Origin of the sequence: Streptomyces capoamus, assembly GCF_014654935.1 — a bacterium.
Classification (GTDB): Bacteria; Actinomycetota; Actinomycetes; order Streptomycetales; family Streptomycetaceae; genus Streptomyces; species Streptomyces capoamus.
The window spans coordinates 219,044-245,219 of record NZ_BNBF01000007.1; the positions used below are offsets into that span (position 1 = coordinate 219,044).

Annotated in this window: 24 protein-coding genes and 1 pseudogene; 10 read left to right on the forward strand and 15 right to left on the reverse strand. The window is 72.4% G+C overall.

Translation table 11 applies throughout. The features are described 5' to 3' along the window. Window positions 1-384: 384 nt before the first annotated feature. Both IE312_RS14040 and IE312_RS14045 read right to left on the reverse strand, forming a co-directional pair. Window positions 385-2,661, reverse strand: coding sequence for a TOMM precursor leader peptide-binding protein (locus tag IE312_RS14040; RefSeq protein ID WP_189981639.1), 2,277 nt, complete (start codon window positions 2,659-2,661; stop codon window positions 385-387). Continuing rightward, window positions 2,658-2,843, reverse strand: a complete 186-nt coding sequence (locus tag IE312_RS14045; protein WP_189981641.1) for a hypothetical protein — start codon at window positions 2,841-2,843, stop codon at window positions 2,658-2,660. The genes IE312_RS14040 and IE312_RS14045 overlap by 4 nt, the downstream gene beginning before the upstream one ends. Before the next feature lie 269 nt (window positions 2,844-3,112). Between IE312_RS14045 and IE312_RS14050 the strand changes: the two genes are divergently transcribed. Next, entirely contained in the window at window positions 3,113-3,931 is an 819-nt protein-coding gene (locus IE312_RS14050; RefSeq protein ID WP_189981643.1) for an AfsR/SARP family transcriptional regulator, read from the forward strand. Between the two features lie 15 nt (window positions 3,932-3,946). Here the strand turns inward: IE312_RS14050 and rfbH are convergent, their stop codons facing one another. Next, window positions 3,947-5,251 (reverse strand): lipopolysaccharide biosynthesis protein RfbH, encoded by a 1,305-nt coding sequence (rfbH, locus tag IE312_RS14055; RefSeq protein WP_189981645.1) that lies wholly within the window; start codon window positions 5,249-5,251, stop codon window positions 3,947-3,949. 194 nt (window positions 5,252-5,445) lie between these two features. Between rfbH and IE312_RS14060 the strand changes: the two genes are divergently transcribed. After that, on the forward strand, window positions 5,446-6,402 hold the full coding sequence (locus IE312_RS14060; RefSeq protein WP_189981647.1) for a Gfo/Idh/MocA family protein: 957 nt from the start codon (window positions 5,446-5,448) through the stop codon (window positions 6,400-6,402). A 183-nt stretch (window positions 6,403-6,585) separates the two neighbouring features. Here IE312_RS14060 and rfbB read toward each other — a convergent pair whose 3' ends face one another. The 5 genes from rfbB to IE312_RS14085 form a co-directional block, all read right to left on the reverse strand. Next, a complete protein-coding gene (gene rfbB, locus IE312_RS14065) occupies window positions 6,586-7,557 on the reverse strand; it encodes a dTDP-glucose 4,6-dehydratase (protein WP_189981649.1) in 972 nt (323 codons plus the stop codon). Further along, window positions 7,545-8,879 (reverse strand): activator-dependent family glycosyltransferase, encoded by a 1,335-nt coding sequence (locus IE312_RS14070; protein WP_189981651.1) that lies wholly within the window; start codon window positions 8,877-8,879, stop codon window positions 7,545-7,547. The genes rfbB and IE312_RS14070 overlap by 13 nt, the downstream gene beginning before the upstream one ends. Before the next feature lie 64 nt (window positions 8,880-8,943). Next, window positions 8,944-10,290: a cytochrome P450 family protein gene (locus tag IE312_RS14075; RefSeq protein ID WP_189981653.1), complete on the reverse strand. Its 1,347-nt coding sequence runs from the start codon at window positions 10,288-10,290 to the stop codon at window positions 8,944-8,946. Between the two features lie 23 nt (window positions 10,291-10,313). Next, window positions 10,314-11,084 (reverse strand): SDR family NAD(P)-dependent oxidoreductase, encoded by a 771-nt coding sequence (locus IE312_RS14080; RefSeq protein ID WP_189981655.1) that lies wholly within the window; start codon window positions 11,082-11,084, stop codon window positions 10,314-10,316. 54 nt (window positions 11,085-11,138) lie between these two features. Continuing rightward, window positions 11,139-11,573 carry a nuclear transport factor 2 family protein gene (locus IE312_RS14085; protein ID WP_189981657.1) on the reverse strand — a complete coding sequence of 145 codons (435 nt, stop codon included), beginning with the start codon at window positions 11,571-11,573 and terminating at the stop codon, window positions 11,139-11,141. Window positions 11,574-11,782: 209 nt separating this feature from the next. On the opposite strand from IE312_RS14085, the gene IE312_RS14090 reads away from it, so the two are divergent. Together IE312_RS14090 and IE312_RS14095 are read left to right on the forward strand one after the other, a co-directional pair. After that, window positions 11,783-12,562 carry a cyclase family protein gene (locus IE312_RS14090; protein ID WP_189981659.1) on the forward strand — a complete coding sequence of 260 codons (780 nt, stop codon included), beginning with the start codon at window positions 11,783-11,785 and terminating at the stop codon, window positions 12,560-12,562. A gap of 61 nt (window positions 12,563-12,623) precedes the next feature. Then, the gene (locus IE312_RS14095) at window positions 12,624-13,340 is read left to right on the forward strand and encodes a class I SAM-dependent methyltransferase (protein WP_189981661.1); all 717 of its coding nucleotides are present in this window, start codon (window positions 12,624-12,626) and stop codon (window positions 13,338-13,340) included. Window positions 13,341-13,352: 12 nt separating this feature from the next. On the opposite strand, the gene rfbA is transcribed toward IE312_RS14095, so the two are convergent. Then, complete coding sequence (gene rfbA / locus IE312_RS14100; RefSeq protein WP_189981664.1) at window positions 13,353-14,228, reverse strand: glucose-1-phosphate thymidylyltransferase RfbA; 876 nt, start codon at window positions 14,226-14,228, stop codon at window positions 13,353-13,355. A gap of 201 nt (window positions 14,229-14,429) precedes the next feature. Between rfbA and IE312_RS14105 the strand changes: the two genes are divergently transcribed. Then, entirely contained in the window at window positions 14,430-15,539 is a 1,110-nt protein-coding gene (locus IE312_RS14105; protein ID WP_189981666.1) for a DegT/DnrJ/EryC1/StrS family aminotransferase, read from the forward strand. A 101-nt stretch (window positions 15,540-15,640) separates the two neighbouring features. Here the strand turns inward: IE312_RS14105 and IE312_RS14110 are convergent, their stop codons facing one another. The 6 genes from IE312_RS14110 to IE312_RS14135 form a co-directional block, all read right to left on the reverse strand. Then, window positions 15,641-16,993, reverse strand: coding sequence for an NDP-hexose 2,3-dehydratase family protein (locus IE312_RS14110; RefSeq protein ID WP_189981668.1), 1,353 nt, complete (start codon window positions 16,991-16,993; stop codon window positions 15,641-15,643). A gap of 49 nt (window positions 16,994-17,042) precedes the next feature. Then, a complete protein-coding gene (locus tag IE312_RS14115) occupies window positions 17,043-17,990 on the reverse strand; it encodes an NAD-dependent epimerase/dehydratase family protein (RefSeq protein WP_229899708.1) in 948 nt (315 codons plus the stop codon). Continuing rightward, window positions 17,978-18,595 carry a dTDP-4-dehydrorhamnose 3,5-epimerase family protein gene (locus tag IE312_RS14120; protein WP_306419737.1) on the reverse strand — a complete coding sequence of 206 codons (618 nt, stop codon included), beginning with the start codon at window positions 18,593-18,595 and terminating at the stop codon, window positions 17,978-17,980. The genes IE312_RS14115 and IE312_RS14120 overlap by 13 nt, the downstream gene beginning before the upstream one ends. Beyond that, complete coding sequence (locus IE312_RS14125; RefSeq protein WP_189981670.1) at window positions 18,596-19,918, reverse strand: activator-dependent family glycosyltransferase; 1,323 nt, start codon at window positions 19,916-19,918, stop codon at window positions 18,596-18,598. It abuts the gene before it with no gap. 85 nt (window positions 19,919-20,003) lie between these two features. After that, window positions 20,004-21,356 carry an SRPBCC family protein gene (locus IE312_RS14130; protein ID WP_189981672.1) on the reverse strand — a complete coding sequence of 451 codons (1,353 nt, stop codon included), beginning with the start codon at window positions 21,354-21,356 and terminating at the stop codon, window positions 20,004-20,006. A 47-nt stretch (window positions 21,357-21,403) separates the two neighbouring features. Beyond that, window positions 21,404-22,189, reverse strand: a complete 786-nt coding sequence (locus IE312_RS14135; RefSeq protein ID WP_189981674.1) for an SDR family NAD(P)-dependent oxidoreductase — start codon at window positions 22,187-22,189, stop codon at window positions 21,404-21,406. A gap of 245 nt (window positions 22,190-22,434) precedes the next feature. Between IE312_RS14135 and IE312_RS14140 the strand changes: the two genes are divergently transcribed. From IE312_RS14140 to IE312_RS39955, 5 genes and pseudogenes are all read left to right on the forward strand, one after another. Beyond that, entirely contained in the window at window positions 22,435-22,818 is a 384-nt protein-coding gene (locus IE312_RS14140) for an antibiotic biosynthesis monooxygenase family protein (RefSeq protein ID WP_189981676.1), read from the forward strand. After that, on the forward strand, window positions 22,815-24,083 hold the full coding sequence (locus tag IE312_RS14145) for a beta-ketoacyl-[acyl-carrier-protein] synthase family protein (RefSeq protein ID WP_189981677.1): 1,269 nt from the start codon (window positions 22,815-22,817) through the stop codon (window positions 24,081-24,083). The genes IE312_RS14140 and IE312_RS14145 overlap by 4 nt, the downstream gene beginning before the upstream one ends. Next, on the forward strand, window positions 24,083-25,306 hold the full coding sequence (locus IE312_RS14150) for a ketosynthase chain-length factor (RefSeq protein WP_189981680.1): 1,224 nt from the start codon (window positions 24,083-24,085) through the stop codon (window positions 25,304-25,306). The genes IE312_RS14145 and IE312_RS14150 overlap by 1 nt, the downstream gene beginning before the upstream one ends. 367 nt (window positions 25,307-25,673) lie before the next feature. Next, complete coding sequence (locus tag IE312_RS14155) at window positions 25,674-25,952, forward strand: acyl carrier protein (RefSeq protein WP_189981682.1); 279 nt, start codon at window positions 25,674-25,676, stop codon at window positions 25,950-25,952. Next, window positions 25,949-26,176: pseudogene (locus IE312_RS39955) on the forward strand (hypothetical protein); the annotation flags it as partial. The gene IE312_RS14155 and the pseudogene IE312_RS39955, both read left to right, overlap by 4 nt.

Genomic DNA, 26,176 nt, shown 5'->3' on the forward strand with positions numbered 1-26,176 from the left:
TCCAGCAGATAAGCCACGGCGACCCCGAAAAAGGCCACCAGGACGGCGAGGGTGAGGGCGCTGGAGGTGCCGAGTGCGAGGTGTCTGCTTCTCGCGTCCTCTCGTTCGGCGCGTGCACCAATGTGCTGAGCAGAACCTTGCATCTCTTCTCTTCCCCCTCGGGCGAACCGAACGAGTCAATGAGCCAGGTTGTGCCGCGCTCAACCCCTCTCACGTCCTGCGCGAGTATGGGAACGCGCAGACGATTCTAACGGGTACGGGTCATTCCACCGCAGGGCTTCGCGGCGTGGCTGCCGTTCTCCGTCCTCCCTTGCGAAAAGGGATTGTTTCCGACATGAAAAGGTTTGCTCCGCCGGCCGGAAAAAAAGGGAAGGTCTTGTTCCGTCACAGATACAGAGGCAGCGGATTGAGTTGCGCGTAGTCCGTCGGCCGGGTGAGCCGGCCGAGCGCGACCGGAATGTCGAACAGCCGGCCCGGGCCGAACGCCGCCCAGTGCGGACGCAGACCGGGGACCAGCACCTTGGCGACGGGCAGTTCCACATCGGGACGGGTCTGGTCGACGACGAGCACCTCCAGGCCGCGCCGGCGCAACAGCACCACCAGGGCGTGCACCTGCGCCGCGGCGTCGGCGGGCGGCCGTGGGGCCGCGGGCTGCCGGGCGGACCGGCGCGCCGCGGGCAGCAGATAGGGCTGCCCGGCAGTGGTGGCATGCCGGAACCAGGCCAGCGCCTCCGGGTCGGTGCCGGTGTAGGCGGAGGACCCGTCGGCCGGCGGTTCCGTCAACGGCGGCAGCATCTGGTTGAGTTCGGTGAGCGCCCGGCGCAGCGCCACCCGGGGGTCGAAATGCGCGCCGAAGCCCAGCACGATGTCCTCGGCCGTCCTCCCGGTGCGCGCGGACACGGCGGCGACCACGGGAATGCCGAGGTCGGACGTGAGGTCGAGGGCCCACACCGTCCTGCCCAGGTCCCTGAGGACGTCCCGCATCCGCGCGGTCCACGGATCGCGCAGGTCCAGGGTCACGCCGGGCTGCCGGGTGCGGTTGTACCACCACAGCGCGACCGCGTCCCGCTCCACCAGTTCCAGACAGCCGTGGACGACGGCGTCCTCCAGACTGGTGCCGGCGGCGGCCCCGTTGGAGCTGGCCCGGCACAGACCGGCCCCCGCGTCCGGGGCGTTGTAGTAGAGCAGACTCGTGGGCACCAGTCGCTGCCGCCGATCGGTCAGCGACCAGACGGGCGTCCAGTCCAGCGGGGCGTCCTCGTCGAAGGGCTCGGGCACCTGGTGGAAGGGGCCGTGGGCGCGGTTCCAGGCCTCCCGGTCCTCGAACTGCCGCCTGTCGAAGAGCTGGACGGTGTCCGGGTGGACGGCGAGGGGGGCCAGCTCGCGGTAACTGCCGTGCCGGCGTGGCTCGTCCCCCTGGAAGTACCCGCTGTACCGCTCCAGGGCCTCGGCCAGCGCCGAGGCCCTGGCGTGGAGTTCGGTGACGCCCTTGCCGGAGCCGGGGCTGCGCAGCGGGGTGTGGAGCGGGGGCGGCGGCCGCCGCGGGTCCCAGGGCGGCTGCGCGCCCGCGTGGAAGCAGTTGAGGAACTCCGGGCCCCGCGGGTCCCGGCGTATCTCGCCGACGAGACCGGTGACCGGGTCCACGAGGTGGCCGTAGCGCTCCAGCATCCAGTCCGGGCCGAACGTCCGGTGGCCCCCGCCCGTGGTGTCCCGCACCGGTTGCGGCGACAGGACGACCGGTGCCGAGACCCGGTCGGGTACCAGCATCGGGTCACCGCAGCGCGAGCACTGCGGGCGGCGCCGCACGGGGTGGCGGCTGCTCTCCAGCGTGCGGGTGTCCAGCCGCCACAGGCTGCCCTGACCGGCGTCCCGGTGGCCGGCGAGCCACTTCCCGGCCTCCAGCAGGGCCAGGTGCAGGGCCGCCGCCCGCCCCGCGGGCAGGTACGACGGCCGGTGCTCGGCGGGCCCGTGGTGCCCGAGCCGGTGCTGGACGTACGCCTCGGCGCGCCGGCGCAGCCGGAGCCGGTCCGAGAGGCACCGCCAGCAGGGGCCGTCGCCGGCGGAGAAGAAGGGGCCTATCCACAAGTGGGTGCCGCTGGCCCGTACGGGCAGCCACGTGCGTCCCGCGGCGCGGTGCTCCTCGTCCAGGGTGCTCAGCCGGGGGTCGAGGTAGTCGTGGCAGAGCACCAGGGTCAGGTCGGCCGGCTCGCCCGCGGCCGCGGTGCGCAGGCCGGCCGCCGACACGGCCCCGTGCAGCGCGCCCCCCGGCTCCTCGGTGAGGTCGACCGGGGCCACGAGAGCGTCCCGGGCGCCGCCGGGCCGCACCTCCAGACCGGACAGGGACCAGTAGGCGCGCTCGGGGCCGTCGGACCCGTCGGACGCGTCGGGCGGGTAGGAGTGGACCAGGCCCGCGTCCAGCAGCCTGGTCACGAGCCGTTCGGTGCTGCCGGCCGACAGCCGGGGCGCCGCGTCGGCGACGATGCGGGGCAGGTCACGGCTGCCGTCGAGCAGCGGAGCCAGCAGGGCGGCCTGCGCCCCGCCGAGCGTGGTCACCCGGTCCTCCGTCATCAGGAAGACGAGTTCCCCCGGCACCGACTCGACCCGCAGGTGCGGTGCGAACCCCAGCCGGGGGAGCTCGCCGCCCGGGACCGGGCGGTTCATCGAGTCGTACGAACCCCGTCCTGGGCGGACGGGGCGCCGGACGAGGCGGTCCAGCAGATACAGATACGGCCGTCGGGCATCTCGGCGAGGTCATGGCCGAACTCGGTGATCACGAGATCGTCGACGGCCGTGGCCGTCGCCGTGGCCGTGCCGCCGTCCGGCAGGGGAGTGATCCGTGACATGTGTGCTCCTTGTCGCTGTCGACTGCCTGCTCCGTGGCGCGTCGGACCCGGGCCGGGCCCTGCTCGGCGCCGCCATCCTTTCGAGCCGGACGGGGCCGGAACCAGTGCATCCTTCACATGGGCCCTGTGAGGTTCACACATCTTGCACATACGTTTCTCATATGCCTGTCCGGGTCCACGGCACTGGTTGACGACCGAAGCAGCCAGCAAGACTCGAAGAGCAAGGAGCTCTTCGCGGTGCTCCGCCGACCACATGGGGGGAGACAGACATGGACATATGGTTGCTGGGACCGCTGACGGCCGAAGTACGGGGGCGTTCGATCGTGCCGTCGGCCGCCAAGCCCCGCCAGATCCTCGCACTGCTCGCTATCCACGCCAATCGGGTGCTTCCGGTCGGGACCCTGATGGAGGAGATCTGGGGCACCGAGCCGCCGCAGAGCGCGCTGGCGACACTGCACACGTACATCCTCCAGTTACGCCGCCAGCTCACCGCGGCCTACGGTCCCGACGCGGGGGTGTCGGCCAAGGACGTCCTCGTCACCCAGTACGGCGGCTACTGCTGGCAGGCCCCCGCGGACGCCGTCGACGTACCGCGGTACGAGCGGCTCGTCGCCGCGGGACGCGTCGCCGCCGCCGAGGACCGGCAGGAGAAGGCGTCGGCGTACTTCCGTGAGGCGCTGTCGCTGTGGCGCGGGTCCGCGCTGGTCGACGTGCGGATAGGACCGGTGCTGAGCATCGAGGTGGCCCGTCTGGAGGAGAGCAGGCTCGGTGTACTGGAGTGGTGTCTCGAGGCGGACCTGAGGCTGGGCCGCCACGCGGAACTGCTGGCCGAACTGATCGAGCTCACCGGGCGCCATCCGCTGCACGAGGGCCTGCACGCCCAGTGCATGACGGCGCTGTACCGGGCGGGTCGCTCCTGGCAGGCGCTCGACGTCTACCAGAGGCTGCGCCGCCGGCTCGCCGAGGAGCTGGGGCTCTCGCCGTCCCCGCGCCTGCAGCGCCTGCAGCAGGCGGTGCTCGCGGCGGAGCCGTGGCTGGACGTGCCCGGGTGCGGGGAGGAGAGGATGCTCGACCGGATGATCGGCTGACCGCCCCCGGGCGGCTCAGCCGTTCTTGGCGACGAACTCGACGATGGACTCCCGCATGTAGTCGGTCATCTCCTCGGTGATGCCCGGGTACACCCCGATCCAGAAGCTCTGCTCGGTGATGATGTCGGAGTTGCGGAGGTCCCCGGCCACCCGGTGCCGGGTCCCGAGGTACGCCGGGTGCCGGGTGAGGTTGCCGCCGAACAGCCGCCGTGTGCCGATGCGCCGCTCCTCCAGGAAGGCGACCAGGTCACGGCGGGTGTAGGTGGCGTCGGGCAGCACCGTGATGACGAAGCCGAACCAGCTCGGGTCGCTGCCCGGCGTCGCGCTGGGCAGCAGCAGACCCGGGACGTCCGCGAGCCCGTCCCGCAGCCGCTGCCAGTTGCGCCGCCGGGCACGTCCGAACTCCGGCAGCTTCTCCAGCTGGCTGAGGGCCAGTGCCCCCTGGAGGTCCGTGGCCTTCAGGTTGTAACCGATGTGCGAGAAGATGTACTTGTGGTCGTAGCCCTTGGGGAGGTCACCGAGCTGGTAGTCGAACCGCTTGAGGCAGGTGTTGTCCTCGCCCGGCTCGCACCAGCAGTCCCGGCCCCAGTCACGGAACGACTCGACGATCCGGGCCAGTTCGAGGTTCTTGGTCAGGACGCAACCGCCTTCCCCCGTCGTGATGTGGTGGGCCGGGTAGAAGCTGACGGTGGCCAGGTCCCCGAAGGTGCCCGTCATCCGCCCCTGGTAGGTCGAGCCCACGGCGTCGCAGTTGTCCTCGATCAGGAACAGCTCGTGCTCGGCGGCCAGTTGCTGGATCTCCGCCACCTCGTAGGGGTTGCCGAGGGTGTGCGCGATCATGATGGCCCGGGTGCGGTCGGAGATCGCCGCCTCCACCCGTGCCGCCGTCGTGTTGTACGTGCCCAGTTCGAGGTCCACGAAGACGGGGACGAGCCCGTTCTGGAAGATCGGGTTCACCGTCGTCGGGAATCCGCCGGCCACCGTGATCACCTCGTCGCCCGGGCGCAGCCGCTGGTCGCCGAGCCGGGGGGAGGTCAGCGCCGAGAGCGCCAGCAGGTTCGCCGAGGACCCGGAGTTCACCAGGTGCGCCTTGCGCACGCCGATGTGGCGGGCGAACCGGCTCTCGAAACGCCGGGAGTGCGTACCGGCCGCGATCCGCATGTCCAGGGCCGCCTCCACCAGAGAGACCCGGTCCTCCTCGTCCAGGACCGCACCCGAGGAGAGGATCGGTGTCACCCCCGGCTCGAAGTTCCCCGGCTGCTGCTGCCGGTGGTACTCGCGAACCTGCTCCAGGACCAGGGCCTTGGTGTCCGACGTCATAGCCGTCCCTCCTGTAAGGATTGCCTCGGCACCATGCTGGCGCCGCTCGGTCGAGGAGCCATGGAGTCCCCCGAAGGGGGCTGCTCCAGCGGGCTTCCAGGGCGTTTCGACCTGCTCTGGCTAGCTTGTGTCGGCGATGTATCCGACAGGTGAGGTGGCAGATGCCCGAGGACACTCCACGACCGGTACTCCGCATGGGGGTTCTCGGCTGTGCCGATATCGCGGTGCGCCGGATCCTGCCCGCGCTCGTGGAGCACCGGTCGGTGCGGCTGGTGGCGGTGGCGAGCCGGGACCGGGCGAAGAGCGAGCGGCTCGCGGCCCGGTTCGGATGCGCCGCGGTGACCGGCTACCAGGCGCTGCTGGACCGGGACGACATCGACGCGGTCTACGTGCCGCTGCCGCCGGGCATGCACCACGAGTGGGTCGCCGAGGCGCTGACCGCCGGCAAGCACGTCCTGGTGGAGAAGCCGCTCAGCACCACGTACGCGCAGAGCGCCGAACTGGTGGAGATGGCCGCCCGGTTCGACCTGGCGCTCACCGAGAACTTCATGTTCCTGCACCACTCCCAGCACGCCGCGGTGCGCGAGATGGCCGGCGAGGTCGGTGAACTGCGGGTCTTCTCCAGCTCCTTCGGCGTCCCGCCGCCCCACCCGGCGTCCTTCCGGCACAACGCGCGGCTCGGCGGCGGTGCGCTGCTGGACGTCGGCGTCTATCCGCTGCGCGCGGCCCAGCTCCACCTCGCCGGGGAACTCGACGTCCTCGGCGCCTGTCTGCGTGTCGACGAGGCCACCGGGGTGGACGTCGCGGGAAGCGCGCTGCTGTCCACGGCGACCGGGGTCAGTGCCCAGCTCGACTTCGGGTTCCAGCACTCCTACCGGTCCGTGTACGCCCTGTGGGGCAGCCGGGGCAGGATCAGCGTGCCGCGGGCCTTCACCCCGCCCCGGGAGCACCGCCCGGTGGTCCGCCTGGAACAGCAGGACAGGATCACCGAGGTGACCCTGCCCGCCGACCACCAGGTGGGCAACGCGCTCGACGCGTTCGCGGCGGCGGCCCTGTCGGGCACCGGGCGGGCCGCCCTGGGAGAGGCGCTGCTGCGCCAGGCGCTCCTGGTCGAGCAGGTGCGCAAGGCCGCCCGGGTCGTCAGCTGCTGAGACCCGGGCGGCACCGGTCCCCGACGGCACCGGTCCTTGCCGGTCCCCGGCACCGTCGGCGCGACGGGGAGAGCCGGTCCCCTCGGGGACCGGCTCTTCTCGCGCTCTTCGTCGCCTCGTACTCGTTCTCTTCCGGCTTCTCTTCCCGCTTCTCTTCCCGCGGGGGTCGCCGGTCCGCCCGGCTCAGGGCCGTCCGGCGGGTTCCGGTCCGCGCACCGGCCGGGCGCGGTACCAGTCGACGACCTCGCGCAGACCCTCGTCGAGCGACCGCAGGGGCCGGTAGCCGAGTTCCCTGCGGATCTTCGAGTCGTCCACCGCGTACCGCAGGTCGTGGCCCTTGCGGTCGGGCACCCGGCGGACCTGGGACCAGTCCGCCCCGCACAGCTCCAGCAGCTTGGCCGTCATCTCGCGGTTGGTCAGGTGCGTGCCGCCGCCGATGTTGTAGATCTCGCCGGCCCGGCCGCCGGTCAGCACCGCGTGGACGGCACGGCAGTGGTCGTCCACGTGCAGCCACTCCCGGACGTTGCCGCCGTCCCCGTACAGCGGCACGGTCCGTCCGGCCAGCAGCTCGGTGACGAACAGCGGGACGAGCTTCTCCGGGTGCTGGCGCGGGCCGTAGTTGTTGGCGCACCGGGTGATGCGCACGTCGAGCCCGTGCGTGCGCCAGTAGGACCGGGCGATGAGGTCGCTGCCCGCCTTCGACGCCGCGTACGGCGAGTTGGGCAGCAGCGGCTCCTCCTCCGTCCAGGTGCCCTCGGCGATGGTCCCGTAGACCTCGTCCGTCGAGATGTGCACGAAGGTGCCGACCCCGCAGGCCAGGCTCGCCTCCAGCAGCGCCTGGGTGCCGAGCACATTGGTGCGCACGAACTCCGCGGCCCCGGTCAGGGAGCGGTCGACATGGCTCTCGGCCGCGAAGTGCACCACCGCGTCGTGACCGGGCATCACGTCCAGCAGGGCGTCGAGGTCGCGGATGTCGACGCGCCGGAAGTCCAGCCGGGGGTCCGCCAGGGGCAGGTTGTCCAGGCTCCCGGCGTACGTGAGCAGGTCGACGACCGTCACCCGGTCCGGCCGGGGCCCGGGCAGGGTCCCGGCCAGCAGCGAGCGCACGTAGTGGGAGCCGATGAAACCGGCACCGCCGGTGATCAGGAGACGCATGGTGTGGACGTACCTCCGAGACGTCGACGCCCGTGGGCGCGGTGCTGGGCGGTCAGCCGCTCCAGTACGGGAACGACCTCCGCCGGAGTCGGTTCGGACTCGGCCTCGGACCGCAGCCGGCCGGCCGCCGCCGTGAACGAGGGCTCCTCCAGGAGCCGCACGAGCCTGCTCCGCAGCCCTTCCACCGTCACTTCGTGGGAGGGCAGGTGGAGACCGGCGCCCAGTGCCTGCTGGCGGCGGGCCCGCTCGATCGCGTCCCAGATCCAGCCCATGGCGATCTGCGGGACCCCTTCGACGAGCGCCGTCGACCAGGTTCCGGCACCACCGTGGTGCACGATGGCCGCGCAGGTCGGCAGCAGCGCGTGCAGCGGTACGTGGTCCACCAGGCGCACGTTGTCCGGGACATGGGTCAGCAGCGCGCGTTCCTCGGCGCCGAGCGTGGCGACCACGTCGATGTCGAGTCCCTCGATCGCCTTGAGGACCAGGTCGACCGGGACCGCGTTGGGGAACTCCGAGGTCCGGGCCGTGAGCCCCAGGGTGACGCACACGCGCGGGCGCGTCGGCGGGAGGCGGAGCCAGTCGGGTACGACGGCGGGGACCGGCCCGTTGTACGGGATGTAGCGCATGCCCACCGCCGGAAGGTCCGACGGCGGCCGGAAGCTGCGCGGCACCTGGTCCACCGACCACTGTCCGGTCACCGCCTCCTCGTCGAAGGGCACGCCGTAGCGGCCGAGGGTCCACTGCAGCCACTGGCCGAGGGAGTCCTCGGGGTGCGCCCGGCCCTGCTCGCCGTCCTCGCCGGCGGGACCGGGACCGAGCTGCGCCAGGAACGCCTGCCGCATCGGCATGAACATGTCGGGGAAGGACAGCAGTCGCGCGTGGGCCGCCCCGGTCACCTTCGCGGCCACCGCGCCCGCGAACGTGAACGGCTCCCACAGCACGAGGTCCGGCTTCCACTGGCGGGCGAACGCGACGAGCTCGTCGACCATCGGATCGTCGTTGACCAGGGCGAAGAAGGTGGCCGTCAGCATCGCGTCCCAGCCCTTGAGGAAGGCGGGGGTGAGCTGGCCCGGGGTGTCGGGGTCCAGCGACTGGTCGGCGTGGTGGGACAGCACGGAGTCGCCCACCCCCTTGACCATCGCGTCGAGACCGGGGTCGGTCCCCACCGGGACGGCGGTCAGCCCGGCCGCCGTGATGCTGCCCGTCAGCGCCGGCTGGCTCGCCACCCGTACCTCGTGCCCGGCGGCCCGCAACGCCCAGGCGAGCGGTACGGACCCGTTGAAGTGCGCGTCCAACGCGAAGGACGTCAGCAGAACCCGCATGGTCGGTCCCTTCTCAGTGGTTCCGTGGGAACTCCGGCCGCGGTACGCCGGACCTGGTGCGCCGTCACGTGGAGCTGGTCAGGGTGAACCGCAGCACCCCGCCCAGGACGGGGGAGCGCATCCGCCGCTGCACACCGTCGGCCGGCGCCAGCCGGGGGTGGCGCTCCCGCAGGGTGCGCACGGCGGTCTCCGCCTGGAGCCGGGCGAACGCCCCGAAGAGGGAGGTGTGGGGGCCGGACAGCGCCAGGTGCCCCTGGCCCACCGGCCGGGTGATGTCGAAGTGCTCCGGGGACAGGAACACCCCCGGGTCCCGGTTGGCGGCGCCGACGTGGACGACGACCTGGGCGTCGGCGGGGACGTCCTGGCCGGCCAGGGTGAGGTCCTCGGCGGCGATCCGGCTCTCCAGGCGCACCGGCGGCGCGTAGCGCAGCGTCTCCTCCACGGCGCCGGCCGCCAGTTCGGCGTCCTCCCCGAGCAGCGCCCACTGCCGGGGATGCGCGAGCAGCGCCTCCACGGCGTTGTTGATGAGCCCGGCGGTGATCTCGACACCCGCCGCGGCGGTCAGCACACCGACCGCGAGCGCGTCGGCGGGGGAGCCGGCGCGCAGCACCGTGCTGAGCAGGTCGTCACCCGGCTCGGCCTGCCGTGCCGTGACGAGGCCGCCGACGAGGTCGCGTACGTCCTCGATCGCCTCGACGAGCCGGCGGGTGACCACCAGCGGCTGCGGGCAGAGCGCCGCGTCGAGCGCGACACCCAGGGCCACGCAGGCGCGGGAGAACCGGTCGCGCTGCGCGTCCGGGACACCGAGCAGCGCCGCGGCGGCCTCGACGGCCACCGGGCGGGAGTAGTCGGCCATGAGGTCGAAGGAGGCGCCGAGCCCGTCGGCGGTCTCCTGGTGCACGCGTTCGGCGCTCTTGCGACGGCCGTCCGCCGCGGCCTCGCCCAGCGCCGGCTCCGCCGCCCGCCGCCAGCGCTCGTGGTCGGCGCCCGAGGCATGGAGGAAGGCCCGGTCCAGCGGGATGATGTGGCACAGCTTCGGATTGCTCCAGGCGTCCGAGAAGACGTGCCGCTGCAGGCCCGGCAGATCGGCGTGGCGCAGGCTCAGCCGCGGATCGGCCAGCACGTCGGCGGCCGTAGCGTGCCGGCCGGTGACCCAGGCCCCGGTCGCGCTCTGCCACAGGGGCGTCTCCGACTCCCGGATGCGGCGGGCCAGGGCCACCGGGTCGTCGCTCTCCGCGCGCAGCGTCAGGGCGTACGGGTCACCGCCGGTGCCGTAGATCCAGTGGAAGCCGCGGGCGGTCAGGAGATGACGGCCGAGCTCGCTGTCGGTCTGCTGGACCTGCTCGGTCGCCGCGGGACTGTCGGCGGTGGTCTCGGCGGTGGTCGTCTCGTCGGTCTCCGTGTGTGTCACGGCAGTCTCCTTCGGTGCGTGGTTCAGGTGAGGGACAGACCGCCGTCGACCGCGAGCACCGCTCCGGTCGCGTAGGCGGCGCGCGGGTCGGTGAGCTGGACGGCCCACCAGGCGATGTCCTCGGGCCGGCCGACCCGGCCGAGCGGGACGCGCGTGGCGATCTCCCGGAGGAAGCCCGCGTAGGCCTCCGGCGGCATCCCGGACCGCTCACCGATACCGGTGTCGATCACGCCCGGCGCCAGGCCGAGGACACGGATCCCGCGGGGCGCCAGTTCCACGGCCCAGGTCCGGGTGAGGAAGTCGAGCCCGGCCTTGGCGGCGCCGTAGACCCCGTTCTCCGGCCAGGCCCGGCGGCCCAGCGCGCCGGCCGAGCCGATGTTCAGCACGGTTCCGCCGCCGTCGGCCGCGAGCGCGTCCAGGGTCTGCCGGGTGAGCAGCAGCGGGGCCAGGAGGTTGCTGTCGAGCTGGTCGCGGGCGGCCTTCGGCTGGACGTCGGCGAGAGCGGCGAATCCGCCGGACGCCGCGTTGTTGACCAGCACGTCGATGCGGCCGCAGGAGTCCAGGGCCGCCTCGGTGACGGCCCGGGGAGCGTCCGGGGCGGTGAGGTCCGCGACGAGGACGCTGATGCCGGGGTGGCCCTCCGCGGTCCCGGCCAGGGTGGCGGCCGTACGGCCGACGACCAGCACCCGGTCGCCGCGGTCGGCGAAGGCGCGGGCCGTGGCCCGCCCGATCCCGGTCCCGCCGCCGGTGACGATCACACCCCGGGGCACCGCCGAATCCTGTGCTGCGCTCATGCCCGGTTCCTCGGGCCGGTCCGCCCGGTCCGCCCGGTCCGCGGCCGGCACCCGCTACGGCCGGTCGTCACGGGTCACCACCCTGTCCCGGACCAGGAGTTCACCGGCCTCGCGCACCAGCACGTCCCGGCAGGTGCACACCAGGTGCAGCCGGGCGGGACCGCCCTGCGCGACGGCGATGATCGAGACCTGGCTCTCGGCGGTCAGCGAACCGTCGTCCGCGGGCGTGACGGTGAGCATGCCGACCCAGTGGCGGTGCGTCTGCCCTTCGGCCGCGAGACCCGCGGCGGCCTGCCGGGCGCCCTCGGTGAGGGCCGGGCGGCCGCGTACCGGCTCCGGGAGCGAGGGCGGCTTGAAGGAGCCGTCCGCGGTGAAGGTGCCGGCCCAGGTCTCCGCCTCCCCCGAGTCCAGGTACCGCATCTGCCGTGCGTAGAAGTGCTGTACCTCGGCGTAGACGTCCGCCGGGGCCGTCGGGGCCTGTCCTGCCATGCCGTGTCCCTTCCGCCGTTCCCGTTGTGCCGGGGCGGGTGCCTTCCCGGGCTCCCGTGAGGTCTCGACGGTGGCAGCGGCACCTCCAGGATCGGTCGAGCGCGGGGCGGGCGGGCGCCCGGGCGGCGGTGGAGCCAGGCTCCAACGCTTCTCTAGCCGGGCTGGTGAGCATGGGCTGGCTTGCAGGAATCCATCGCCGGGAGGCTCGTGTGCGCATCATCGACCTGTCCTCGCCCGTGGACGGGGCGGGTTTTGAACCCGACCCCGTGGTGCACGACGTCCTGGGCCCGAAGGAAGCCGCCGCGCACATGAGCGAGGAGATGCGCGACCACTTCGGGATCGAGTTCGACCCGGCGGAGCTGCCGGAGGGCGAGTTCCTCTCGCTCGACCGCCTCCAGCTGACGACCCACACCGGAACGCACGTCGACGCGCCCTCGCACTACGGCACGCGCGCCTCCTACCGGGACGGTCCGCCGCGGCACATCGACGAGATGCCGCTCGACTGGTTCTTCCGGCCCGCGGTGGTGCTCGACCTGAGCGACCAGGGCACGGGCGCGGTCGGCGCCGACGTGCTGCAGCGGGAGCTGGACCGGGTCGGCCACACCCTCTCGCCCATGGACATCGTGCTGCTCAGGACCGGTGCCGACGCCTGGTCGGGGACGCAGAAGTACTTCACGGACTTCACCGGGCTCGACGGCTCGGCCGTGCACCTGCTGCTGGACCAGGGGGTGAAGGTGATCGGCACGGACGCGTTCAGCCTGGACGCGCCGTTCGGCGACATCATCACCCGCTACCGGGCGACCGGCGACCGCTCGGTGCTGTGGCCCGCCCACATGATCGGCCGGGACCGGGAGTACTGCCAGGTCGAGCGGCTCGCCGGGCTCGACCGGCTGCCGGTGTCGCACGGCTTCCGGGTCGCGTGCTTCCCGGTGAAGATCGCCGGCGCCGGCGCCGGCTGGACGAGGGCGGTGGCGCTGCTCGACGAGTGAGGAGCGCACGGCGGCCCAGCGGACGACGCGCCCACCAGGGCGACGACGGGAGGAGACACACATGTACGGCCGGGAACTCGCGGACGTGTACGAGGCCATCTACCGGAGCCGGGGCAAGGACTGGGGGGAGGAGGCGGCGGACGTCTCCCGGCTCATCACCGAGCGCCGCCCGGGCGCCGACTCGCTGCTCGACGTCGCCTGCGGCACGGGCGCCCACCTGGAGGTGTTCGGCGAGCGGTTCGCGACCGCCGAGGGGCTGGAGATCGCGGAGCCGATGCGCCGGCTCGCCGAGCAGCGCCTGCCCGGGGTGACGGTGCACGCGGGCGACATGCGCGACTTCTCCCTCGGTCGCAGCTACGCGGCGGTGACCTGCATGTTCTGTGCCATCGGCTATCTGGAGACGGTGGCCGACATGCGGTCCGCCGTGAAGTCGATGGCCGCCCACCTGGAACCCGGCGGCGTCCTGGTCGTCGAACCCTGGTGGTTCCCCGAGAACTTCATCGAGGGCTATGTCGCGGGTGACCTGGCCCGTGAGGAGGACCGCACCATCGCGCGGATCTCGCACACCACCCGCAAGGGCCGGGCCACCCGCATGGAGGTCCGCTTCACCGTGGGGGACGCCGCCGGTATCCAGCAGTTCACCGAGATCGACGTACTGACCCTGTTCACCAAGGACGAGTACGTCTCCGCGTTCACCGACGCGGGCTGCTCGGTGGAATTCCTTCAGGACGGTCCCACCGGTCGCGGCCTGTTCGTCGGTGTACGCGAAGCGGGCTGACGGACGGAAGGGTCAGGACGACATTTCGCGGGCCACCGACATCACGTACTGGCCGTAACCCGACTGCGCCATCTTCTCGCCGAGGCGGTGGCAGCTGTCCGCGTCGATGAATCCCATGCGCAGCGCGATCTCCTCGACGCAGGCGATGCGCACGCCCTGCCGTTCTTCCAGGGTCCGCACGTACTGGGACGCCTGGAGCAGGGATTCCGGGGTTCCGGCGTCCAGCCACGCGAAACCGCGGCCGAGGTCGACGAGTCGGGCTCGGCCGCGCGCCAGGTAATCCCGGTTGACGTCGGTGATCTCCAGTTCTCCGCGCGCCGAGGGGCGGAGGTTCTTGGCGATGTCCACGACTTCGTTGTCGTACAGGTAGAGGCCGGTGATGGCGAGGTTGGAGCGCGGCCGGGCCGGCTTCTCCTCCAGCGAGACCAGGCGTCCGGACGCGTCGGTCTCGCCGACCCCGTAGCGCTCGGGGTCCTCCACGGGATAACCGAACAGCACACACCCCTGGACGTCCCGGACGTTGCTCTGGAGCAGGTCGTAGAAGTGGTAGCCGTGGAAGATGTTGTCTCCCAGGACCAGGGCGACGTCGTCGTCGCCCACGTGGTCGGCGCCGATGACGAAGGCCTCGGCCAGTCCGGCCGGCCGGTCCTGCACCGCGTAGTCGATCCGGACGCCGAGCTGGGAGCCGTCGCCCAGGAGCCGGCGGAACTGGTCCAGGTCGCGCTCGGTGCAGATCAGCAGGATGTCCTTGATGTCCGCGAGCATCAGCACCGAAAGCGGATAGTAGATCATCGGCTTGTCGCCGACCGGGAGGAGTTGCTTGGAAACGGAGACGGTTATTGGATGGAGCCTTGTTCCCGAACCGCCGGCGAGAATGATTCCCTTCATGATGATGTCCCTGTCCTCGGTTTCTGCTCATGTTATCGACGGGATTCATCCGGCTGCAAGAAGCGAAATCCCTGGTCCAGGGGAATTCGAGTGAGAATAGAGGAAAATCAAGGGTTGTGGACCGGCCCGGCAATGTGATGTGCTGCGAGGGGATGGTGACGCCCTGCGGCATGGCATCAGCAATGGGAGGGAAACGAATTAATGACGACTCTCGTATGGGACTACCGGCAGGAATACGAGAACGAACGCGCCGATATCCTGGACGCCGTGGAGACGGTCTTCAGTTCGGGCCAGCTCGTCCTCGGTGACAGCGTCCGCGGCTTCGAGCAGGAGTTCGCCGGATACCACGGCGTGGGGCACTGCGTCGGCGTCGACAACGGCACCAACGCGATCAAGCTGGCCCTCCAGGCGCTCGGCGTCGGCCCCGGGGACGAGGTCGTCACCGTGTCCAACACCGCGGCCCCCACCGTGGTCGCCATCGACGCGGTCGGCGCCACCCCGGTGTTCGTCGACGTCGACCCGGACAGCTACCTCATGGACACCGACCAGGTGGCCTCCGTCCTCACCCCGCGGACCCGGTGCCTGCTCCCCGTCCACCTCTACGGGCAGTGCGTCGACCTGGCGCCGCTCCAGCGGCTCGCCGCCGAGCACGACCTGGTCCTCGTCGAGGACTGCGCACAGGCCCACGGCGCCCGCCGCGACGGCCGGCTCGCCGGCACCACGGGCGACGCCTCCGCCTTCTCCTTCTACCCGACCAAGGTGCTCGGCGCGTACGGCGACGGCGGCGCCGTGCTCACCTCCGGCGACGACACCCACCGCGCGCTGCGCCGGCTGCGCTACTACGGCATGGAGGAGCGCTACTACGTCGTCGGCACCCCGGGCCACAACTCCCGGCTCGACGAGGTCCAGGCCGAGATCCTGCGGCGCAAGCTGCGCCGGCTCGACAGCTACGTCCAGGGGCGGCAGGCCGTCGCCCGCCGCTACGAGGAAGGGCTCGGCGACACCGACCTGGTGCTGCCGTACACCGTCCCCGGCAACGAGCACGTGTACTACGTGTACACCGTGCGCCACCCCCGGCGCGACGACATCATCAAGGCCCTCAAGACGTACGACATCGAGCTGAACATCAGCTACCCCTGGCCGGTGCACACGATGTCCGGGTTCGCCCACCTCGGCTACGCCAAGGGCTCGCTGCCCGTCACCGAGGAACTGGCGGGCCAGATCTTCTCGCTGCCCATGTACCCGGCCCTCGCGCCGGACGTCCAGGACAAGGTGATCAGCGCGGTACGTGACGTGCTGGACAGCCTCTGAGCCCGTGCGTCCGGGCTCCGGCCCGGCACGCACCGCACACACCGAAGGCCCGGCGGAGGGATCCCGCCGGGCCTTCGGTCGCGTGCGCCGCACGCCGGTGGTCAGCCGGCGGGGCGGAAGCCCTCCAGGGCGCGCAGACACGCCACCAGGCTGCGGGCCTGCACGTTGAGGTAGTGGCTGTGCCGGAGCAGCTGCGTCAGCTGGTCCATGGTCAGCCAGCGGAAGTCGGGGTGGCCGGGGTCCTCGGGAACGTCGCTGTCCACGAGCAGGTAGCGGTTGCGGGCGTGGAAGAAGCGGCCGCCCTCCTCGGAGAGCACCGCCTCGAAACGGATGCGGTCCGGCCCGGCGGCCAGCACGTCGTCCAGGTAGCGGGGCCGGGCGGCCGGCGGCAGCCAGTGGTAGCTCGCCGGGACGCACTGCACGGTCGGCGCCAGCTCCACGACGTCCGCGTAGCCCGGCTCGGTGCGGGCGTGCACCAGCACGTGCGGCACTCCGCCGATCTCCCGGGTCAGGAAGGCGATGACGCCCGTGCCGTGCGGCTCGATCATCGGCTGGCGCCAGGTGCCGACCTCGCGCCCCGCGGCCGTCACGGCGACCCCGATGACGTCGAAGAAGCCGCCGCTCTCGTGCGAGTAGCCCATGTCGCCGTGGTGCCACTCGTCCAGCGCGTTCAGCGCGATCCGCTGGGTGTGCACGGTGGCCAGCGAACGGGCCCCGTTGAGCCAGCTCAGCACGTCGGTCATCGGGTGCAGCGCGCCGTCAGGCCGGGAGGCGTGCGGCAGACAGGCCAGCACGGACCGCAGGTCCATGTTGACGATGTCGTCCCGCGACAGCAGCCGGTACAGCTGCCCCAGCGTGAACCAGCGGAAGCCCTCCAGGACCTCCACCTCGGAGGTCGTCTCCACCACCATGTTGCGGTTGCGCTTGCGGTAGAACCAGGCGCCCTGCTCGGACTGCCGGACGTCCGCGATCACCCGGTGCCGTGAGGTGTCCCGGAAGTAGTCCAGGTACGGCACGGGCTTGCCCTTGTGGACACCGGTGTAGTTGCTGCGGGTCGCCTGCACGGTGGGGGAGAGCTGCAGGCCCCCGGGGTTGCCCGGTTCCGCCTTGGCCTGCGCCAGGAAGTGCGGGACCCCGTCGAATTCCTTGATCAGGACGCCCAGGATGCCGGTCTCCGGCTGGTCGATGATGGGCTGGTCCCACCACGGCACCGCGTTGCCCGGGTCGTGCACCCGCAGACCGTGCACCGTGAAGAACTTGCCGCTGCGGTGCCGCAGGTCACCGGTCACCGGCGTCTGGTACCACTGGTCGAGGGCCGCCAGCGGTATCCGCTCGGCCGTCGTGTAGATCTGCTCCCCGTACTCGGCGAACCAGTCGTCGAATCCGGCGAGATCGGTCAGCGGGCTCTCCACGGCCGCAGCCGACCTGGCGATACGGGCCGTCACATCGGCCATCTGCACTCCTCGTCATGGGTAGGGGCGTACGCGACCGTTCCGGGTGGTGTCAGTCGGCGGGCGTCTCCCAGGTGGCCCGCATCGCCTCGGCGAGCGGGATCCGCGGCTTCCAGCCGAGCAGGTCGCCCGCCAGCCGGATGTCCGCCAGGGTCCAGCCGCCGCCCTTGCTGGCGATCGGCCCGTCCTCGACCTCGATCGCCTCCGGCGGCAGCCCGGAGGCGGCGACCAGCAGGTCCACCAGCTCACGCATGGCCGAGGCCTCGCCGCGGCCGATGTTGACGACCTGCCCGGTGGCCGGTGACGCCACGGCGAGGACCACCGCCTCGGCGAGGTCGCGCACATCGATGAAGTCCCGCCGCGCGTCCGCGACCCGCAGCGTCACCGGGTTGTCCGCGTCGGCGGCCCGCAGCCGGGCGACGACCGCCCCGAGGAAACTGGCCCGGGTGGTGCGGGGCCCGCACACGTTCACCGCGCGCAGCACCAGCCCGTCCGTCCGGCCTGCCCGGGTGCTGTCGAGCACCAGCTGCGAGCCGGCCAGCTTGGTCTTGGCGTACATCGTGGCCGGCCGGGGCTCCAGGTCCTCACCGATGGCGAGGGGCTCGGGCACCGGCCCGTACTCGTGGATGGAGCCCACGTGGACCAGCCGCGGCGGCTCCTCCAGCTGCCCCAGGGCCGCCAGCAGCCGGTCGACCAGGGTGATGTGCGCGTACCGCATCTCCTCCTCGGTCGTCCCCCAGCCGCCCGTCACGTTGACCACCGTCCGCACCCCGTGCCGGGTGAACAGCCCCGCCAGCTCGGCGGTCGGGACCGCCGCCACGTCCAGGGCGGCGAACACGTGGTCCGCCACCGAGGGCCCGCCGCGCCGGGCGACGGCGAGCACCTCGTGCCCCTCGCGCGCCAGCGCGGCGCTCACACAGCGGCCGACACAGCCGGTGGCCCCGAGCACCGCGACCCGGGACCCCGCGGCCGGCGGCCGGCCACCGCTCAGTGCCGCCACAGTGCGGCCTCGATCCGGCGGCACTTGTCGTACTCCGGCAGGCCGCCCTCCGCCTGCACCTGCGCGAGCAGGGGCGCGGCCGTGTCCCGTGCGGACAGCAGGGGCTCCACGTCCTGGGGGATCGGCAGGCCGAGCGCCGGGTCGAGCGGGGAGAGGGACATCTCGTGCTCCGCCTCGTAGCTCCCGGAGAGCATGTACGACATCACCGTGTCGTCCTCCAGGGCGATGAAGGCGTGCCCGACACCGACCGGGAAGTACATGGCGCCGAACGTCTCCGGGTCGAGCACCGAGGAGTCCCAGCGGCCGAAGGTGGGCGAGCCGACGCGGATGTCCACCACGATGTCGATGGCGCGGCCCCGGGCGCAGTACACGTACTTGGCCACGCCCGGCGGGGTCACGGTGTAGTGGATGCCGCGGACGGTGCCGCGCCGCGACTTGCTGTGGTTGGACTGCGCGACGGGGAACAGCGGGTGCCCGAGGGCCTCCACGAACGCCGGCTCCTGGTAGGGCGAGGTGAACAGGCCGCGCTCGTCCTCGAAGACGGGCGGGGTGAAGGCGTAGGCGCCGCTGACGGCGAGCTCGCGGAACTTCACGGCGGAGGCCATCTACCGCTCCCCTCGGACAGCGCTGCGCGAGGCGCGGGCCGCGCGGTGCTCCGCGACGAGCTTCTCCAGCAGCGGCACGATGTCGTTGGGGCTCGGCGTCCCCACCATCTCCCGGCGGATCCGGGCGCAGTTCTCCGCGAACGACGGCTCCTCCAGCAGCCGCAGCACGTGGGCCCGCAGGTCCTCGGCGGTGTAGTGGTCGACGTCGTGCACGTACAGCCCCGCGCCGAACTTCTCCAGCTGCTTCGCCTTGTGGATGGTGTCCCAGACCATGTCGGGCACGATCAGCTGCGGGACACCGTGCGCCAGCGCGGTCTGGAAGGTGCCGGAGCCGCCGTGGTGGATGACGGCCGAGCAGGTCGGCAGCAGGGCGTTGAGCGGCACGAAGTCGACGGCCCGGACGTTGTCGGGCAGTTCCAGACCGGCGAGCTGCTTGGCGTTCAGCGTGGCGACGACCTCGACGTCCAGCTCCGCCAGCGCCGCGATCAGTTCGCCGATCGAGGCGCGGTCGCCGTCCAGCACCTCGCGGTGGGCCACGCCCAGCGTCAGACAGACACGGCGCTTCTTCGGCGGCTCGTGCAGCCAGTCCGGGACGACGGCCTGCCCGTTGTAGGGGATGTAGCGCAGCGGGACGAACGGCTGCTTCACCGGGAACCGCATCGACGGGGGCACCGGGTCGATGGTCCACTGACCGACCGCCACCTCCTCCTCGAACTCGGCGCCGTACCGGCCGAGCGTCCAGGTCAGCCACTCGCGCAGCGGATCGTCCCGCTGCTCCGGCAGCCGCTCCTCCTGGAGGTCCAGGAAGGTCTCCCGCATCCGCCCCAGCAGATCCAGCCCGAACAGCAGCCGGGCGTGGGCGGCGCCGGTCACGTGCGCGGCCACCGGACCCGCGAAGGACAGCGTGTCCCAGACGACCAGGTCGGGCTGCCAGTGGCGGCTGAAGGCGACCAGGTCGTCGATCATGCGCTCGGGGCAGGAGTTCTGGAAGGCCATCGCCGTCATCGAGGTGAACACGCCGAGCACGTGGTCCCAGGTCAGCATCTCGGGACGGGTCTCGGTCATGTCCATCCCGGCTTCCGCCTGGCTCTCCATGATCTCGGCGTCGTCGCCCAGGCCCTCGTTGACCCGCTGCATCTGCTCCTCCAGCAGCAGCGGCTCGCCGACGCAGACGGCGGTCAGTCCGGTACGGGTGATGTCCTCCGCCAGATCCGGCTGGCTGGCGATGCGGACCTCGTGACCGGCGGTCTGCAGGGCCCAGGCCAGGGGAACCTGGGCGTGCATATGGGACTTCGCGGCGAACGTGGTGAACAGGACCTTCATCGATCTCCCTTTTCGCGAGTGGTGGCGCCGGCTCCAGGAGGCCGGCCGGGCCCCCTGCAGCCGGCACTGTCCGGGGCGGCGGGCCTCACTGCCCGTCGTGGCCGACGTACCGGTGGCTCACCAGCCAGCCGTCCCCGTCGGCGACGAGTACGTCCTGGCACGACGTGCTCAGCCGGATCACGGGAGCGGAACCCGCCGCCGTCGAGACGACCAGGGCGTCGTAGGCCGTGCGCACCGAACCGTCCGGGAACCGCCAGGCTGCCGGCAGGCCCAGCCAGTGACGGCGCACCGTGCCGTCGGGCGCCGCGGGGCGTTCGCGCACGGCCGCGGCGATCGCCGCCCGGCCGCGCAGCGGCTCGGTGAACGAGCTCTGGTCGAAGACCCCGTCCTCGGCGAAGGTGCCGGCCCAGGCGTCCCCCTCGCCCTCGTCGAGGAGCCGCATCTGCCGTGCGTAGAACTGCTGGACGGAGGTGTACTCGGCGGGCGGCACCGGCTCGGTACGGGCCCGCTGCTCCGCGTACTCCTTCGCGTGCCGCATGGTGATGGTGCTGTTGCCGCCGAGCGCTTCCCGGATGAACTCACGGGCGTCGGCGGTCGTCGCGGTGGGGCCGAGGACCTTCGTGACGACCGCGGCGTTGACGACGACGGTGTGCCGGGAGACGGCCACGCAGCCGGACGGGGTCTCCCGTACCGTCCACTCCCCGGTGTGCACGGACATCAGGGCCGGGGTCTGCAACTGCTTGTAGGTGATCCGCCCGTCCGGCAGGCAGATCCGCACCGAGGCCGTGGTGTGCGTCGACCCGTCGGGCGTGCGGGTGTCCATCTCCAGGTGCTGGACGTCGGGCGTGTCCTCCTTCAGCAGCACCCGGGCGACGTGCGGCAGCCGCTCCTGCCACAGCCCCGCGTCGCGCAGGAAGTCCCGCACCTCCTGGGCCGGGGCGTCGACACGCACCGCGTCCTCGAAGGTGTACGGCGCCTCGTCGGTGCCGGTGCGCAGTGCGGCGGACTCCAGCGCGGCCAGCTCCGCCCCGCTGTTGCGCTCGATCGCCTCCAGGATCCAGCTGACGTTCGACTCCAGGTCGTCGACGGCCTGGAAGTCGTGCAGCAGCCGCACCCGGCTGCCGCCGCCGGGCAGCGCCTCGATGATCCACTCGCCGCCCATCGCGGCGACGGGATGCTGGGAGACCTCCTGGCGGAACCGGATCCGCAGCCCCTCGCGGTCCAGGGTGCGCCGCGAGGTCCAGGACTTCACCTCGCCGTTGGCGGTGGCCCAGATGCGCAGCCGCTCCTCGTCGCCGGACCGCTCCAGATACTCCACGTGCAGGCTCGGCGGAAAGACGTGCGGCCAGTCCTCCGCCCGCTCCACCAGGCCGAAGACGGCCTGCGGGGCGGCGGCCACCGTGATCGTGTGTTCGGTCGTGTGCACCTCGTGCGCCATGCTGCTCCCCTCTGTCTGCCCGCGGCCGCGCACGGCCGGGCCCGCTGTCAGTAGTTGCCGAGGCCGCCGCAGACGTTCATCGCCTGCGCGGTGATCGACGCGGCCGTCGAGGAGAGCAGATAGCCGACGAGCCCGGCGACCTCCTCCGGCGTGGAGTAGCGGCCGAGGGGGATCTTCGCCTCGAACTTCTCCAGCACCTCGTCCTCGGTGATGCCCCAGGCGCCGGCGTACCCCTGACGCACCCGCTCGGCCATCGGTGTCTCGACGTAGCCCGGGCAGACGGCGTTGACGGTGATGCCCGTCTTCGCCAGCTCCAGGCCCAGGGCCTTGGTGAAGCCGACCACGCCGTGCTTCGACGCCGAGTACGGCGCTCCCAGCGCCACGCCCTGCTTGCCGCCCGTGGAGGCGATGTTGACGATCCGTCCGGAGCCGCGCTCCAGCATGCCGCCGGTCGTCAGCACCTCGCGGGACATCCGGAAGACGCTGTTGAGGTTGGTCTCGATCACGTCGAGCCACAGCTCGTCGGCGATCTGCGCGGTGTGCCCGCCGCCGCTGCGGCCGGCGTTGTTCACCAGCGCGTCGACCGGGCCGAACCGGTCCCTGGCCTCCTGGACGAACGCGCGCACCTGCTGGGTGTCCCGTACGTCGCAGGCGGCGCCGTCGACGTCGTGGCCCGCCTCGCGCAACTCCTTGACGGTGTGGCTGACACGGTCGCCGTCGCGGGCGCAGAGGAAGACCCGCGCCCCGTCTTCGGCCAGGCTGCGGGCCACGGCGAGACCGATCCCGCTGGTCGCTCCGGTGACGATGGCGACGCGTTCTGCTGCTGGCGACATGGAGGCTCCTCGGCGGTCCCTGCGGTGGGGTGTCGGACGACTGCGACGGTGTCAGTGACCGCTAGAGACGCGCTCGACCCCTGGCCCGGCCCGGGCTCCAGCGGCCTTCCACCCGCCTGCGAGACCCGACACGCAGCGTGGAACGACACGAACGACCGCACGATGTCAAGCGACGCCGGGTCACACGAACGGGTCAAAAAATGACCGGGCACCACCGGAAAAACCGGGCAAAGAGGAGGCCATCGATGACGGATCACCAGCCAGATGCCAAGGAGGCCGGCGCCGTGACCTTCGTGAACACCTTCACCGTGCACGTCGAACCCGAGGTGTTCGAGAGGGAGTTCGCGCGGACGTCCGAGTTCATGGCACGACAGCCGGGCTTCGTCCGGCACACGCTCTCCCGGCACACGGAGCGGCCCGGCCAGTACGTCAACGTCGCCGAGTGGCAGGACGTCGCCTCGTTCCGCGCGGCCGTCTCGCACGCCGACTTCCAGCCCCACGCCGGCGCGCTGCGTGCCCTGAGCGAAAGCCGTCCGGAACTCTACCGGGCCCGGCTGCGCCGCGACGGCGACTCGGCGCTCGAGGGCCCCGGGTCGGACCGGGCGACCCGTGCGGACGACACGATATGACCGCCCGCCGAGTGGTCGTCACCGGACTGGGGGTCATCGCCCCGGGCGGCATCGGCACGAAGGCGTTCTGGGAACGCATCGTCTCCGGTGTCTCCGCGACCAGGACCATCACGGCGTTCGACCCGGCGCCGTTCCGCTCCCGGATGGCCGCCGAGTGCGACTTCGACGGGGCCCGCTCGGGGCTGTCGCCCCGCGACACCGCGCGGCTCGACCGCGCCACCCAGTTCGCCCTGGTCGCCACCCGTGAGGCGCTGGCCGACAGCGGCATCGAGATCGACGAGACCAACGCGCACCGGACCGGCGTCAGCCTCGGCTCCGCCGTGGGGTGCACCCAGAAGCTGGAGGAGGAGTACGTCGCGCGCAGCGGCGGCGGCCAGCAGTGGCTCGTCGACCACGCGGCGGGCACCCCGCACCTGTACGACTACTTCGTGCCCAGCTCGATGGCGGCGGAAGTCGCCTGGGAGGCCGGGGCGGAGGGCCCCACCGCCCTCATCTCGGCGGGCTGCACCTCCGGCCTGGACTCCCTGGGGCACGCCGTCGAACTCATCAGGGAGGGCAGCGCCGACATCGTGATCGCCGGCGGCAGCGACGCCCCCATCGCGCCGATCACCGTCGCCTGCTTCGACGCCATCAAGGCGACCTCGCCGCGCAACGACACCCCGGACCACGCCTCGCGCCCCTTCGACAGGACCCGCAGCGGCTTCGTCCTCGGCGAGGGCGCCGCCGTCCTGGTCCTGGAGGAGCGCGAGTCCGCCCTGCGGCGCGGGGCGGACGTCTACGCCGAGATCGCCGGCTTCGCCGCACGCGCCAACGCCCACCACATGACCGGGCTGCGCCCCGACGGGCTGGAGATGGCCGCCGCCATCACCGGCGCGCTCGACGACGCCCGGATCGACCGCACCTCCGTCGGCTACGTCAACGCCCACGGCACCGCCACCCGGCAGAACGACATCCACGAGACGGCCGCCATCAAACACAGCCTGGGCGAGCACGCCCACCGCGTCCCGGTCAGCTCCATCAAGGCGGTCATCGGCCACTCCCTCGGCGCCGTCGGCTCCATCGAGGCCGCCGCCTCCGCCCTGGTGATCCGGCATGGCGTGGTGCCCCCCACGGCGGGACTGTACGAGCCCGACCCGCAACTCGACCTCGACTACGTGCCGTTGACCGCGCGCGACCAGCGCACCGACACCGTGCTGACGGTCGGCAGCGGCTTCGGCGGTTTCCAGAGCGCGATGGTGCTCACCGCCACGGAAGGGAGGCGCTGATGACCGCCACGGCCGTGGTCACCGGAGTCGGCGTGCTCGCGCCCAACGGGATCGGGGCGGAGGAGTACTGGTCGGCGACCCTGCGCGGCGAGAGCGGCATCGGCCGCATCACCCGCTTCGACCCCTCCTCCTACCCCTCCCGGCTGGCCGGCGAGGTCACCGGGTTCGCGGTGCGCGACCACGTCCCCAGCCGGCTCGTCCCGCAGACCGACCGCACCACGCAGTTCGCCCTGGCGGGCTCCGACTGGGCGCTCGCGGACTGCGGACTGACCGCCGACAGCCTGCCCGCGGACGAGCGCGGGGTGGTCACCGCCAGCGCCTCCGGCGGCTTCGAGTTCGGCCAGCGCGAACTGGGCCACCTGTGGGGCAAGGACCCCAAGCACGTCAGCGCGTACATGTCCTTCGCCTGGTTCTACGCGGTCAACTCGGGCCAGGTCTCCATCCGGCACGACCTGCGCGGACCCACCGGTGTCGTCGTCGCCGACCAGGCGGGCGGCCTCGACGCGGTCGCCCAGGCGCGGCGCCGGATCCGCAAGGGCACCCCGCTCATGCTGACGGGCGGGATGGACGCCTCGCTGTGTCCGTACGGACTGGCCGCGCAGGTCTCCGCGGGGATCCTCAGCGAGAGCGAGGACCCGGCCCGCGCCTACCTGCCCTTCGACGCGGCGGCCGACGGCCATGTGCCGGGCGAGGGCGGGGCGATGCTGACCCTGGAGGACGCGGAACGGGCCCGGGAACGCGGGGCCCGCAGCTATGGGGAGATCAGCGGGTACGCCGCCACCTTCGACCCCCGCCCCGGTTCGGGCCGCCCCGCCAACCTGGAACGGGCCGTCCGCGGCGCACTGGCCGACGCCGGCCTGCGGCCCGACGACATCGCCTTCGTCCTCGCGGACGGGGCCGGTGAACCGGAGTCCGACCGCGTCGAGGCGCAGGCCCTGACCGCGGTCTTCGGGCCCGAGGGGGTGCCGGTCACGGTCCCCAAGACCATGACGGGACGCCTCTACTCGGGCGCCGGACCGCTCGACCTGGTCACCGCCCTGTTCGCCCTGCGCGACGGCGTCGTCCCGCCGACGGTCCACGTCGACCGGCCGGCGACGGGCTACGACATCGACCTCGTGACGGGCTCCCCCCGGCCCGTCGGCGGAGACGCCGCGCTCGTTCTGGCCCGGGGGCGCGGGGGGTTCAACAGCGCCATGGTCGTACGCCGCCCGTCGGCGGCCTGAGCCCGGCCGTTCCCGCACCCCTCACGGGCCGTACGCCGGCTCGCCGTGACAGGGGCGGCCCGCGGAGGGGCCGCCGCGGCGCGGTGAGCAAAGCGGGCGGCCGGCGGGCGCCGCGGGCAGTGGGCGTCCGGCGGCGGTCATGTCGACGCCCGTCGGCTCCAGCGGTCGGTTCCGCCGGCCGTTCCGCCCGCCCGTCGGCTCCAACGGTCCGTTCCGCCCGTCCGCTCCACCGGTCCTTCCCGGCCCGCCCGATGTACCCGTCCGCTCCACCCGTCCCGAAGTACCCGACCATCCGCTCGTCCCGGCCGCACCGCACGCGGCCGGCCCCAACGCGGTCCACGGGACCGCCCCGCCCCATGGAGGAGCCATGTCCGCTTTCACCCTGGAAGACCTGTTCCGGATCATGCGCGAGTGCGCAGGCGAGGAGGAGGCCGTCGACCTGTCGAGCGCCGCCGCGGAGCAGGAGTTCTCCCTGCTCGGCTACGACTCGCTGGCCCTCATGGAGGCGATCAGCAGGGTGGAGCGCGGCTACGGGATCCAGCTGCCCGAGGAGACCCTCGCCGAGGCCCTGACCCCGGCGGCGTTCGTCGACGTCGTCAACGCCGAACTCGCCGGTGCCACGCCGGCGGTGGAGGCCGCCGGATGACCGAGGCGGGCCGAACCGCGAGCAGGGCCCCCGGCGTGGCGGCCCAGGCACCGGACCTCCGCATCGCGGGGTGCGCGGCCTGGCTGCCGCCCCGCGCGGCGGTCGCGGACGCCGTGGCGGCCGGGCAGTGCGACGAGGCACTGGCCGCGACCACCGGCATGGTGTCGGTGGCCGTGGCGCAGGACGAACCGGCGCCCGAGATGGCGGCCCGCGCCGCCCGCACC

Coding starts and splice junctions, on each gene's coding strand:
- IE312_RS14135 (WP_189981674.1), bottom strand. CDS start 22,189: ATGTCGCCAGCAGCAGAACGCGTCGCCATCGTCACCGGAGCGACCAGC.
- rfbB (WP_189981649.1), bottom strand. CDS start 7,557: ATGCGTCTCCTGATCACCGGCGGTGCCGGTTTCATCGGCTCCCACTAC.
- IE312_RS14085 (WP_189981657.1), bottom strand. CDS start 11,573: ATGGCAGGACAGGCCCCGACGGCCCCGGCGGACGTCTACGCCGAGGTA.
- IE312_RS14060 (WP_189981647.1), top strand. CDS start 5,446: ATGGGGGTTCTCGGCTGTGCCGATATCGCGGTGCGCCGGATCCTGCCC.
- IE312_RS14050 (WP_189981643.1), top strand. CDS start 3,113: ATGGACATATGGTTGCTGGGACCGCTGACGGCCGAAGTACGGGGGCGT.
- IE312_RS14105 (WP_189981666.1), top strand. CDS start 14,430: ATGACGACTCTCGTATGGGACTACCGGCAGGAATACGAGAACGAACGC.
- IE312_RS14125 (WP_189981670.1), bottom strand. CDS start 19,918: ATGAAGGTCCTGTTCACCACGTTCGCCGCGAAGTCCCATATGCACGCC.
- IE312_RS14095 (WP_189981661.1), top strand. CDS start 12,624: ATGTACGGCCGGGAACTCGCGGACGTGTACGAGGCCATCTACCGGAGC.
- IE312_RS14130 (WP_189981672.1), bottom strand. CDS start 21,356: ATGGCGCACGAGGTGCACACGACCGAACACACGATCACGGTGGCCGCC.
- IE312_RS14110 (WP_189981668.1), bottom strand. CDS start 16,993: ATGGCCGATGTGACGGCCCGTATCGCCAGGTCGGCTGCGGCCGTGGAG.
- IE312_RS14155 (WP_189981682.1), top strand. CDS start 25,674: ATGTCCGCTTTCACCCTGGAAGACCTGTTCCGGATCATGCGCGAGTGC.
- IE312_RS14070 (WP_189981651.1), bottom strand. CDS start 8,879: ATGCGGGTTCTGCTGACGTCCTTCGCGTTGGACGCGCACTTCAACGGG.
- IE312_RS14080 (WP_189981655.1), bottom strand. CDS start 11,084: ATGAGCGCAGCACAGGATTCGGCGGTGCCCCGGGGTGTGATCGTCACC.
- IE312_RS14140 (WP_189981676.1), top strand. CDS start 22,435: ATGACGGATCACCAGCCAGATGCCAAGGAGGCCGGCGCCGTGACCTTC.
- IE312_RS14045 (WP_189981641.1), bottom strand. CDS start 2,843: ATGTCACGGATCACTCCCCTGCCGGACGGCGGCACGGCCACGGCGACG.
- IE312_RS14150 (WP_189981680.1), top strand. CDS start 24,083: ATGACCGCCACGGCCGTGGTCACCGGAGTCGGCGTGCTCGCGCCCAAC.
- rfbA (WP_189981664.1), bottom strand. CDS start 14,228: ATGAAGGGAATCATTCTCGCCGGCGGTTCGGGAACAAGGCTCCATCCA.
- rfbH (WP_189981645.1), bottom strand. CDS start 5,251: ATGACGTCGGACACCAAGGCCCTGGTCCTGGAGCAGGTTCGCGAGTAC.
- IE312_RS14145 (WP_189981677.1), top strand. CDS start 22,815: ATGACCGCCCGCCGAGTGGTCGTCACCGGACTGGGGGTCATCGCCCCG.
- IE312_RS14040 (WP_189981639.1), bottom strand. CDS start 2,661: ATGAACCGCCCGGTCCCGGGCGGCGAGCTCCCCCGGCTGGGGTTCGCA.
- IE312_RS14120 (WP_306419737.1), bottom strand. CDS start 18,595: ATGGCCTCCGCCGTGAAGTTCCGCGAGCTCGCCGTCAGCGGCGCCTAC.